Raw genomic sequence first — 12207 nt, 5'->3', positions numbered from 1 at the left:
CGTCATGCCCGCAAAAGCGGGCATCCACGTGTCCCTCTTGCCCGAATGGATCCCCGTCGGCGGCGGGCGGCTGAAGCGGCCCACCTACATCTGTTGCGGCAATGACGCGGGAGCGTGCGCCCGGCCGCCGCACAGACGCTCCCTTATGATGCAATTCCGGCGTATCTCTTGCTTTAACCGATGAACCGTAATACACTTTTAGGTGTAGGAGCCGGAGGGGAAAAGGCTCTATGCCTGAGTTCAAGATCGTTTCTGATTTTAGACCCACCGTGGACCAGCCCCAGGCTATTGCCCAATTGGTGGAAGGTCTGAGAAAGGGCCATAGGCATCAGACGCTCCTTGGCGTCACTGGCAGCGGGAAGACCTTTACCATGGCCAATATCATCAATCAAGTGGAAAAGCCGAGCCTGGTCATTGCGCCCAACAAGACCCTGGCGGCCCAGCTTTACAATGAGTTCAAGATGCTGTTCCCGGATAATTGCGTAGAATATTTTGTCTCATATTATGATTATTACCAGCCCGAAGCCTATATTCCGTCTTCGGATACCTATATCCAGAAGGATTCTTCCATTAATGAATTGATTGACAAAATGCGGCACTCGGCTACCCGGAGCGTTCTGGCCCGCAAGGATGTGATCGTGGTGGCATCGGTCTCCTGTATTTACGGTCTGGGAGCGCCCGAAGAGTACCTGGATCTGCGGGTGACCCTGGACAGGGATATGGAGATTTCACGGGAGGATGTGATCCGGAAATTTGTCGATATCCAGTACACCCGTAATGACATGGATTTCCACCGGGGCACCTTCAGGGTTCGGGGGGATCGCCTGGAGATTTTTCCGGCCTACGAGGAGGACAAGGCTCTCCGCATTGATTTTTTCGGGGACACCATTGAAGAGATCAGTGAGATTGATGCCCTGAAAGGTATGGTGACCAAACGGTTTGACCAGATCACCATCTATCCGGCCTCCCATTACGTCACCAATAAAAAGACCCGGAATCAGGCCGTGAAAAGTATTGTGGCCGAACTTAAGGAGCGGCTGGCCGTTTTGAATGACCAGAACCTGCTGGTGGAGGCCCAGCGCCTGGAGGAGCGCACCCGGTACGATCTTGAGATGCTGGAGGAGATCGGGTATTGCAACGGCATTGAAAACTATTCCCGGCACCTCACGGGCCGGGCTCCGGGACAGCCGCCCCCCACGCTTCTGGACTATATTGATCAGGATTTTTTACTCTTTTTTGATGAAAGCCATATTTCGGTCAGCCAGCTTGGGGCCATGTACAAGGCGGATCGCTCCAGGAAGGAAACGCTTGTTAAATATGGGTTCCGTCTGCCCTCTGCCGTGGACAACCGGCCGTTGAAATTCGAGGAGTTCAAGGACCGGGTGCCTCGGACCCTCTTTGTGTCGGCAACTCCCGGGGACTATGAACTGGAAACGGCCGGTGTCCGGGTGGCCGAGCAGATTGTCAGGCCCACTGGCCTGCTTGACCCCCAGGTGGAGATCCGGGATGCCAAAACACAGGTTGACGACCTCTACCAGGAGATCCTCAAACGGGTGGAGGCCCGGGAACGGGTGCTGGTGATCACGCTGACCAAACGCATGTCAGAGGACCTTACCGACTATTATACGGATCTGGGAATCAAGGTAAAATACCTGCATTCGGACATTGGCACGGTGGAGCGTATTGATATTATCCAGGATTTGCGAAGGGGCCTGTTCGATGTGCTCATTGGCATCAATCTGCTGCGAGAAGGCCTGGATATCCCGGAAGTGTCGCTTGTGGCCATTCTCGATGCGGACAAGGAGGGATTTTTACGCTCCTTTCGTTCCTTTATCCAGATTTTCGGCCGGGCCGCCCGTAATGCCTATGGCCGGGTTATCATGTATGCGGAAAAAGAGACCGGCTCCATGAAAAAGGCCCTGGCTGAAACCCGCCGCCGTCGAAAGATCCAGAAGATGTATAACCAGGCCCACGGCATTACACCTGCCACCATCAATAAAAAGATCAATGTCTTTGATTACACCATGGCCGACATGAATGCCAATAGGGTCGAAGCGGCCGTAAATGAGGAACTCAAAGCCTATGAGGCGGATGAACTGAATCTGGACGATGTGATCCGGGACCTTGAGGCAAAAATGAATGAAGCCGCTGAAAAACTGGAATTTGAGCAGGCCGCACAATACAGGGACAAGATCCGGGAATTGAAAAAGATCAAAACAGCCCAGCCATAATTCGTGGCAAAATGATTTCAGTGACTATGGTGATCAACTTTAGGGTTTAACTTAAAGCATAAGAGCCTTCTCATGGAAGGCTCTCAGCTAATTGCTTTCTATGTTTGCTGTGTCCATCGGGACATGAGGCTATTAATTATTAATAGAGTTCAATTCCAGAACATTATCATCAGGCGAATATACATAACCTGATGCGGTTACACCATTTACGGAAAATACAAACTCGCCGGATGTTTTTGTCTTTGGTGAGGTGAACATAACCGTACCGTCGCCGGCCGTGATTCCGGATTGGGAAGCCCTGACAACACCGCTCCAGACACCGGTAATAGCGGCGTTTTCAATGGGATTCCCATATTGATCAACGACTTTCACCGTTGCAAGTCCAACAGAATTTTTCCCCAAATAGCTAACCCGCATCTCTATACTGGAAACGTGTATAAAAGCGTCATTTCCACTTTCTGATTCAATCGTTACGGTAACTTTGTCTTCGGAAACGGCTCCCCAGTCGTCTTCCACCCTCAGAATCACCTCATAGGTACCGGCGGTTGAAAATTCATGAATTAAATATGTACCGTATGAGAGGATATCTTCTCCCATCCGCCATTCATAGGAAAGGGTATCACCAGCATCGGGATCATAGGAGTTTTTAGCTTCAAAGTAAATAGAATCCCCTTCCATACCGCTGACTGGACCGCCGTCGATAACGGCCACCGGACTCTGATTAGAGCTTTCCTGGGTTTTGATACTGATGGATGAGACGGTATTTAAAGAAGCGTCATAATCATATCCCGATGCAGAAATCGTATCCACAGTAAATGTGATGGTGCCGGATTGAATCGTTGCAGCGGACACCCATTCGATCATGCCGTTTTCAGATGTCGTGCCGGACACATTCCCTGAAACCAGTCCGGACCAGTGCCCTTCAACCAGTGCTCCGGGCATGGGATTCAGGTTATTGTCCAAAATTTTAACACTGACCCGGGCCTGCTGGCCTGTTTCTTCGACAACAAGTATTGCCTGAATATCCGACACATGAACCTGTTTAGAAGGATCCGCATCAATCTGAATCGTAACGGAATCGGTATCGGTTGCACCGTTATTATCGGTTACCGTGAGGGTTGCGATATATGTTCCCGGCTGATCATAGGTATGCACAGGCTGGGCGCCGTACTGGGATGCACCGTCTCCAAAATCCCAGGAAAAGGAGGCAATTGTTCCGTCATTGTCATAGGAGGATGACCCATCAAAATTGATCTCAAGCGGTGCGTATCCTGAAAATACGGAGGCATCTGCCCGGGCTGAAGGCGGAAGATTTTCACCGGAAGGATCATAATCAATGCCCGCATAAACCTGGTCACCGTCAACGGTTTGGGGAACTTCCAGGCTCTCGATCACTGTATTGCCGTTTGCAACATCAATCAGGGTAAAGGTCCCAAGGGTTCCCTCGCTGCCTGCGGTATCATCCTGTACCCCCAGATACCAGGTCGCCAGGCCCCCGCCGGAAGGCATCAGATCGGTAAAATCAAAGACAAAGGTGCCGTCAACGGCATTGGTTGTGCCGTCAAATCCGTATTCGCCGCCCTGGTTATAGATCATTTCCGGGATCCACATGCTGGAAGGCGTTGACTGGTTGAGGTCTGAGGTACCCAGGGTCATCCGGAGATGATCCCGTTTGGCGTGGTTTAACTTGAACTTTCCGATAACCTTTGGCTGGTAGCCTGTTTTGGCGGTTACCCAGTGGGCCCTGGAAGGATACCATCCGTAGATCCGGCCCGTTGACGGCCCTCCGGCCACAGCAGATGGATTTTTCAATGCATCATAGGACATCCAGGCAAAGCCGGCTTCACCCCAGCCGGTTCCCCAGGAGTTGGCAATTCTGAAAGCACCTTTTTCCCCGGAATCCACGACACCGTTTCCGTTGATATCCACCCAGATATTGTCATTATATCCCACAACCGTCATGGCATGGTATCCGGATGTGCCATTAACCCAGGATACACATTTTTTACCGGCAAAGGCATCGTCTTCACTGGTAGAGGGGTCATTTCCAATGGTCTGGTACTGCCATGAGTAAATATAGGTCGGAATATTGAGGATATAGCCGTTGACCAGCATCTGCTTTACCTGGTCAATACCTGTATTCTGATGGGTATTCAACACATACCCGTACTGGTCAAACCGCCGGTATAATGCGTTTTCCCAGGTATTGGGATTCAGGTTCCAGGCCCTGTAATTCGAATCATAGGGAAATTCCGCCCAGGTGGCAGAACCGTGTTTCTGGCCAATTTCATAGGCCCAGTAATACCAGGTCCCGTTATTCCCGCCGCCGTTGACCATATTATAGGTCCATTTGGGGCTCAAACGCATGGCATCTCCGCCGTTTTGGGCATCCAGGTTGTTTGCCATGGCATGCATGTGGGTCATGGCATAATAGGTGCCGCTGAAAACACCGCAGGAATTCAATGAACCCTGGCTCCGGATGGGGGGGAAATATTTTAACTGGCTGTTGTCCACATACCCTGGGTAGTCTGCCGACGGCAGCTCAGAAGAGGAATCAACAGGTGCGGATGCCCCGGTGACCACTTCCAGATCGTTTCCCACGGCAGCCATATCCGGTTTGTCTTTCTTTATTTTTCCTTTTCCCTTTTTGGCTCGCCACTGGTTGACTCGCTCCAGCCCGATTTTGTTCAGTTTAACTTTCTTGACCTTGAGCATATGCTGGTTCTGCCACTGGAGTTCTTCTTCCGTCAGTTCGGGCAGCCCGGTTTTGTACATTTCTTGTTCTTTTGCTGATAAAAATCCGGCACTGCTCAACAGGAACAGTATAATCATCATCAGGCCGATCGCCTTTGTTGTCGTGGGGTTTGCTTTCATTCACGCCTCCTTTTAAATAGTGAGAATTGTCATTAGACATGACAGGACTAATAGACAAAATGTATGCCACGGTTTAGGCCTTGCATGCATGAAAGCTTGAAACCCTTTGTTTATAAGCGTTTCACCGAACGATTTTTATTAAACGAGACATCATGTATATTGAAATTTCAAAGGGGAGATCACAGGTCTTTGTTTAAATAGTTAAATATCACCATAAAAATTGCGATATATCACCACGAAAACAAGATGCCCTTCCGGCGAAAAGGAAAGACGGAGATAAAAACGATAAGGGTCATAAAAAAAGTGGGGAGGACCGGTAAAATGCACCGTAGGTAAAGCCTTTACATCCTCCGGATCACCCGCTACTCATGTTCCCATTGATACCAGAATAGACAAGGCCGAAGCGGGTTACCGCTTCGGCCTTGTTAGTTTACTATGTTCTGCGTGAATATTTATTGTTTAATTTTACGGCGACCGAAGCCAGCCAGACTAATCAGGCCGAAACCCAAAAGGATCATGGTTCCGGGTTCTGGAACGGCCGGGGGATCAGTAGGGGGATCAGTAGGGGGATCAGTAGGATCATAAACCGGCGCTCCAACGAGTTTTAGGCTATCCGTTCCGCCTGCTCCGACATTCAGAAGTCTTGCACCTGCCTCAATAATCCCTGTGATATCACCATTAAATAGAACCGTAAGCGTTGCTTGAGTATAAAAATCTTCTCCTGCAGGCAGTAAGCTGTAGCCTGCGGGAGAGGGAGTTGATAGCAAGCCTGGATTGTAAAGGGCACCATCTTTTGGGTTACTACTGGTGTCGCTAGTCGGATAATAATCGAAGTCAAAACTGCCTTTAGAAATGCTAGTGATCGTCCAATAAGAAGAAATGTCTTGTGTCACACCACTTGCCGTCTGGGCTACCAGAGACCATTGTGATGTAATCGTTTGTCCACCATCAGGAGTGAGATCAAATCCTATTCCAGTTAATGCTGGCGCCCAGTTTGTGTTTGAGTTGTTGAATATGTCAACTGTTAATGTGTTCCCTGAAAGAGAAAAATCTAGTTGGATTTCTACGTCATCGTTCTGATCAACTTCTGATTGATCGATATGATAATCTTCAGTCAATCTTATTGTGGCTGGAAAGCTAGTAGCTTGTGCAGCAGGCACAACAGCTAACAGTGTGACTATCGATAAAAAGATTAAAATTTTTTTCATAATTCTCCCTTATTCTTTTTCGTTGTTAGGGTCAATTAAAGTATTACCTGCATCTTCCCGTCAAGCAGTCGCCATTCCTAAAATCAAAAACCGGATTCTCCGTAGCTTTTAACTTTAAGGCAACTCGGCTGTCCTTACTCATTCGGATCCGTGGCTTTTCGCCCCTGACTTTCATCAGGTTTGGCTTTGACTGTTGAATCCTTAGAAAGCAAAAATCGAACCAATGATTGAACGAAAAAAAAGAATAGCGAAATTAGGCTATAAATTCAAATTGATAAGAGAGGGTTGTGTTATTTGTCCGAGATGTAAAACCCCAAAGGATCACTATGATTGTGGTATTTGTTTCATAACAATGTGGCATTTATTTCATAGCCCAAGAAAGGTTTATAACATAATTTTCACCCTCTTGTTGAGGTTGTTGAGCTTGGCATGTGCCGGCCGGCTGTGGATTGGACCGATACTACAGTCAGGATTGTCCTTCCGCATCTGGAAACGGGTTCTACAGGGTATTCAGAAAAAGGATCAGGCCGGAATTTTGAATACTGTTTTAAAAAAAATTGAAAACAGAACACCCCTTTCCCGGAAAAAAGAGAAGAAACGGTCCGGGCTAAGGGGTGCATATTAAAAAAGAAGAGAATTAAGGCGTATCAGTAAAATCCCATGACATGACATTATTTTCCGGGGAATAGATATAGCCATCGGCCCTAACGTTTTCTACTGTGAATTCAAAGGATCCGGATGTTTTTGTCTTGGGTGACGTAAAAGCAGCAATACCGTCACTGTCTGTGGTTCCGATTTGATCCTCCTTAACAACAATACCGCTCCAGGCACCACTGACCTTCGCGTTTGCTACGGGATTTTCATCCTCGTCAAGGATTTGTACCTCTGCAAGCCCCTGGGAATTCACTCCCCTCTGCTGGACCGTTACTGTAATATATTCAACATGCATGAGGAGGCTTTCAGATGCGGATTGAATTGTCACAATGACCTCGTCCTCTGTGGAAACGGCTCCGTTATTGTCTTCCACCTTCAGGGAAACCGCATAGGTTCCGGTGGTTGAAAAATCATAGGTAAAGGTGTTGGATGTCCCGGAGCTTGCAACGGAACCGTCTACACGCCACTCATAGCGGGTGAGGCTGCCATCGGGATCATAGGAGCCTCTACCGTCAAAGGCAATCGTCCACGGTGCCGTACCGCTGAGAGAATCGGCCTGAATCACGGCCACCGGGTTTTGATTACTGCTTTCTTCCGCGGTTATATCGACTGAGGCGCGGGTATTTAAAGAAGCATCATACTCGTATCCCGATGCCGTGACGGAATCGACGGTAAAGGTAATGGTCCCGGATTGGGTCGTGGGGGGGGACACCCATTCGACTATGCCGCTTGCAGAGGTTGTGCCGGATACATTCCCTGAAACCAGTTCGGACCAATGTCCCGTAACATTTGCGCCTCCAACCGGATTCTGATCATTATCCAGGATTTGAACACTGACCCGGGTTGTTGTGCCGGTTTCATCCACAAGCGGTGTTGCCTGAATATCCGACACATAGACCTGCCTGGTGGGATCGGCCACAACCTCAATGCTGACGGAATCGGTATCGATTGCACCGAGTTCATCGGTTACCGTGAGGGTTGCAGTATACATTCCCGGTTGATCATAGGTATGCGTAACCTGGGGGTCGGACTGGGATGCGCCGTCTCCGAAATCCCAGTCATAGGAAAAAATATCTCCGTCAGCATCATAGGAGGATGCCCCGTAAAAATTGACCACTAAGGGCGCCGGACCTGAATAAATTGATGCATCTGCAACCGCTGTGGGGGAAATGTTGTTACCGGTAGTATCATAATCGACACCGGCATAAACCTCAGTTCCGTCCGCGGTTTGCGGCGCGTCCATGCTCTGGACCACCTGATTGCCGTTTGCAACATCGATCAAGGTAAAGGTCGAAAGGGTGGCTTCACTCCCCACAGTGTCGTCCTGGACTCCCAGGTACCAGGTGGACAGTCCGTCGGCATAGGGAAGAAGATCCGTAAAATCAAGGACAAAGGTACCATCAACGGCAGAGGTTGTTCCGTTAAAGGCATAGGCTCCACCCTGGTTATAGATCATCTCCGGGATCCATGTGACGGAAGGGACGGACTTGTTGATATCGGAAACGCCCAGGGTCATCCGGAGATGGTCTCGCCTGGCATGGTTTAATGTAAACTTTCCGATTACTTTGGGCTCATACCCTGTTCTGGCGGTGACCCAGTGGGCCCTGGATGGATACCATCCGTAGATCCGGCCCGTTGACGGGCCGCCGGAAACGGCAGAAGGATTTTTCAAGGCATCATAAGACATCCAGGCATAACCGGCCTCGCCCCACCCGGTTCCCCAGGAATTGGCAATCCTGAAAGCCCCTTTTTCCCCGGAATCCACCGCATTGTTTCCATTGATATCCACCCAGATATTGTCATTATATCCCACCACGGTCATGGCATGGTACCCGGATGTGCCGTTGACCCAGGATACACATTTTTTACCGGCAAAGGCATCGTCTTCACTGGTGGCGGGATCATCTCCAATGGCTTGGTAAACCCATGAGTCAATATAGGTCGGAATATTGAGGATATAGCCGTTGACCAGCATCTGTTTTACCTGATCAATACCGCCGTCAAGATGGGTGTTGACTACCATGCCGTACTGGTCAAATCTGCGGTACAATGAATGTTCCCAGGTATCGGGATTCAGGCTCCAGGCCCTGTAATCGGAATCATAGGGGAATTCCGTCCAGGTGGCTGCGCCGTGCTTCTGTCCGATTTCGTAGGCCCAGTAATACCAGGTTCCGTTGTTTCCGCCGCCGTTGACCATATTATAGGTCCATTTGGGGCTGAGACGGTAAGAATCGCCGCCGGTTTTGGCATCCAGGTTGTTTGCCATGGCATACATGTGGGTCATGGCATAATAGGTCCCGTTAAAAACACCGCAGGAATTCAATGATCCCTGGCTCCGGATGGGAGGAAAATATTTTAACCGGCTGTTGTCCACATCGCCTGGATAGTCTGCCGACGGCAGGGCAGAAGATGTATCCACAGAGGCTGCTGCACCAGTTACCACTTCCAGTTCGTTTCCGACGGCAGCTACATCCATTTCGTCTTTATCTATTTTGCCTTTCCCCTTTTTTGCCCGCCACTGGTTGACTCGCTCCAGCCCGATTTTGTTCAGTTTAATTTTCTTGACCTTGAGCATATGCTGGTTCTGCCACTGGAGTTCTTCTTCTGTCAGTTCGGGCAATCCGGTTTTGTATATTTCACCTTCTTTTGCTGACAAAAATCCGGCACTGCTCAACAGGAACAGTACAATTATCATCAGGCCGATCGCTTTTGCTGTCGTGGTGTTTACTTTCATTTACCTTTCCTTTTAAATAATAAAAATTATCATTGCACAGACCAAATAGATATCATCCACGTGATTACATTCCGGAAAACATAGCAATCTATTGATTTTTTTCATACGCATTCCATTAAAAAGTTGGTACGTTATCCAGCTATGTGGCCATTGGGCCATGTTCGTGGTACCCTAATTAAGAGTAAGGTTCATAGGGTTCCAAGATCCCACCGTACTTTTTGGGGGGATGGGCAAAAACCCGCTTATTTATAAACCAACAAAAATAGAATGAGGAGAAAAATATGGATAAATATGTATGCGGTCCCAATGGCTACGTGTATGATGATGCACCTGGATGTGACGGGAGCCCAGGCGCATGTCGACCCTGTGACTATGTGTATGACCCGGCAAAAGGCGATCCCGACAAAGGCATTGCCTCCGGCACTCCCTTTGAAGACCTTCCCCAAGACTGGACCTGTCCTGTCTGCGGGGAATGCAAAGATGAATTTCGAAAAGACAAATAAGTTGTGCTATTCTTAAGAAGTGGTAGAATCATCAATGATTTAAAAGTTTGATACTTTTCGTTCATTTTCAGTTTCTATAAAAATCGGTTGGGCTATTGATTTCCGAGAAAATAAAGGAAAAATACGACCAGGCTCCCCATGCCCCCGGGGTTTATCTCATGCGGGACAAAAAGGGAAACATTCTTTATGTGGGCAAGGCCAAGGATTTAAAAAAACGGCTGGCCTCATATTTTATGAGAAAGGACCAGCCCGAGCCCAAGACCGCAGCGCTTCTGGCCCTGGTAGATGATTTTTACCTGGTGGTCACCCAGTCCGACCAGGAGGCCTTTATCCTGGAATCCAACCTGATCAAAGAACATTCCCCCAAATATAATGTCCTTCTCAAAGACGGCAAAAACTATCCGCTGCTGCGCATTGACATGAATGAACCTTATCCGTCCATCCAGCGGGTGCGGCGCATTGAACAGGACAAGGCCCTCTATTTCGGGCCCTATTCTTCCTCCAAGAGCGTGAACCAGACCTTAAAACAGATCCAGCGGATTTTCAAACTTCGGAAATGCCGGGAGGCCCAGTTTAAAAACAGGTCCCGGCCCTGCCTGAATTATCAGATCAAGGCATGCCTGGGGCTTTGTTGCAATGCAGTGGACCCTGGGGAGTACCAGGCCCGGGTTAAGGCTGCGGTATTGTTTCTCAGGGGGCGGACCCGGGAGGTGATTAAGAAACTGCGTATAGAGATGGCGGAATTTGCAAGTACCCAGGCCTTTGAAAAGGCAGCCCAGGTCCGGGACACCATCTTTGCCGTGGAGCGGATCATGGAGCGCCAGGTGGTGGTGAGTGCGGACGGGCAGGACCGGGATGTACTCGGGCTTGCCTGGGACCGGGATCTGGCTGTGGTGACGGTTATGCAGGTAAGGTCCGGGCATCTCATAAACACGGCCTACTACCCTTTGGATCTGGGGTTCAAGGAGCCGGATGAGGTTTTGGCCGCCTTTGTGATCCAGTATTATGAGAAAGCCGCCCAGATTCCGGGCTCCGTCCTGTTCAGCCATCCCTCTGACGATATGGTCCGGGCCGAAGCCCGGCTCAATGAGGTGGCCGATCACCGGGTACATTTCCATTATCCGGTCCGGGGGGAAAAGAAACGGCTGGCTGATATGGCCCGGCTTAACGCAAAGGGCGAACTTGAAAAAATTTTGGACAGGGAGGCCGAGGCCCGGGCAGGGCTTACCATGCTCCAGCGCCTTCTGGGCATGGACCGGCTGCCCGAACGTATGGAGTGCTTTGACAACTCCAATCTCCAGGGAAAAGATCCTGTGGCGGCTATGGTGGTGTTCACCGGCGGCAGGCCGGATAGAAATGCCTACCGTAAATTTATTATAAAGGATATTGACCAGCAGGATGACTATGCCTATATGACCCATGTGCTCTCCCGCCGGTTCCGGCACGACCGGGAAGATATGCCCCTGCCGGACCTGCTGGTGGTGGACGGCGGTAAAGGACAGTTGTCCATGGCCGTGAGCGTGGTCAGGGAACTGGGGCTGGAGGGGATGTTCACTCTGGCAGGGCTGGCCAAAAAGGATGCGGATAAGGGCGAGAAAGCAGACAAGGTTTACCTGCCGGGACGGTCCAATCCCTTGAATACCGCCCAGTCTGCCAAGGCCCTTTTTCTGTTGGAGCAGATTCGGGATGAGGCCCACAGGTCTGCCGTTACCTTCCAGCGCTCCCGCAGGGAAAAGCGCGGAAAACTCTCCGCCCTTGACGGTATCCCCGGCATTGGGCCGAAAAAAAAGAAGCTGCTGCTCACTACCTTCAAGGGTATTGATAATATTCGAAACCAGTCGCCGGAAGAACTTGCCGCGCTTCCCGGTATTACTCTGGACATGGCAAGAAATCTGCTCCAAGTGCTGTCTGAATAAACTCAGCAATTTTATTCTCGCACAAAGCCTCAAAGGCACAAAGGGTCAAAAAATAAAATAAAATCTTTGTGTCTTGGTGTCTTTGTG

The 12207-nt window shown here is 49.7% G+C and carries 6 protein-coding genes and 1 riboswitch; of the genes, 3 read left to right on the top strand and 3 right to left on the bottom strand.

Going from position 1 to position 12207, the window contains the following annotated elements; translation table 11 throughout:
• The first annotated feature begins 230 nt into the window (after positions 1–230).
• On the top strand, positions 231–2231 hold the full coding sequence (gene uvrB, locus B3D59_RS02040; protein ID WP_286817414.1) for an excinuclease ABC subunit UvrB: 2001 nt from the start codon (positions 231–233) through the stop codon (positions 2229–2231).
• A gap of 132 nt (positions 2232–2363) precedes the next feature.
• Here the strand turns inward: uvrB and B3D59_RS02035 are convergent, their stop codons facing one another.
• From B3D59_RS02035 to B3D59_RS02025, 3 genes are all read right to left on the bottom strand, one after another.
• Positions 2364–5105 (bottom strand): PKD domain-containing protein, encoded by a 2742-nt coding sequence (locus B3D59_RS02035; RefSeq protein ID WP_286817413.1) that lies wholly within the window; start codon positions 5103–5105, stop codon positions 2364–2366.
• Positions 5106–5557: 452 nt separating this feature from the next.
• The gene (locus B3D59_RS02030; RefSeq protein ID WP_286817412.1) at positions 5558–6313 is read right to left on the bottom strand and encodes a PEP-CTERM sorting domain-containing protein; all 756 of its coding nucleotides are present in this window, start codon (positions 6311–6313) and stop codon (positions 5558–5560) included.
• Between the two features lie 115 nt (positions 6314–6428).
• Positions 6429–6508: riboswitch (cyclic di-GMP riboswitch) on the bottom strand.
• Positions 6509–6950: 442 nt separating this feature from the next.
• The gene (locus tag B3D59_RS02025) at positions 6951–9701 is read right to left on the bottom strand and encodes a PKD domain-containing protein (protein ID WP_286817411.1); all 2751 of its coding nucleotides are present in this window, start codon (positions 9699–9701) and stop codon (positions 6951–6953) included.
• Positions 9702–9982: 281 nt separating this feature from the next.
• Between B3D59_RS02025 and B3D59_RS02020 the strand changes: the two genes are divergently transcribed.
• On the top strand, positions 9983–10204 hold the full coding sequence (locus B3D59_RS02020) for a rubredoxin (RefSeq protein WP_414646508.1): 222 nt from the start codon (positions 9983–9985) through the stop codon (positions 10202–10204).
• A 95-nt stretch (positions 10205–10299) separates the two neighbouring features.
• Positions 10300–12120 (top strand): excinuclease ABC subunit UvrC, encoded by a 1821-nt coding sequence (gene uvrC / locus B3D59_RS02015; protein ID WP_286817410.1) that lies wholly within the window; start codon positions 10300–10302, stop codon positions 12118–12120.
• The last annotated feature ends 87 nt before the right edge of the window (positions 12121–12207 follow it).

The organism is Desulfobacter sp. UBA2225 (genome assembly GCF_002348205.1).
Taxonomy (GTDB): Bacteria; Desulfobacterota; Desulfobacteria; order Desulfobacterales; family Desulfobacteraceae; genus Desulfobacter; species Desulfobacter postgatei.
Note: the sequence above shows the minus strand (reverse complement) of the source record. Positions and strands in the feature narration are given on the sequence as shown.

Bases quoted from the DNA above. Each gene is read 5' to 3' on its own strand.
- uvrB (WP_286817414.1), top strand. From the start codon at position 231: ATGCCTGAGTTCAAGATCGTTTCTGATTTTAGACCCACCGTGGACCAG.
- B3D59_RS02035 (WP_286817413.1), bottom strand. From the start codon at position 5,105: ATGAAAGCAAACCCCACGACAACAAAGGCGATCGGCCTGATGATGATT.
- B3D59_RS02030 (WP_286817412.1), bottom strand. From the start codon at position 6,313: ATGAAAAAAATTTTAATCTTTTTATCGATAGTCACACTGTTAGCTGTT.
- B3D59_RS02025 (WP_286817411.1), bottom strand. From the start codon at position 9,701: ATGAAAGTAAACACCACGACAGCAAAAGCGATCGGCCTGATGATAATT.
- B3D59_RS02020 (WP_414646508.1), top strand. From the start codon at position 9,983: ATGGATAAATATGTATGCGGTCCCAATGGCTACGTGTATGATGATGCA.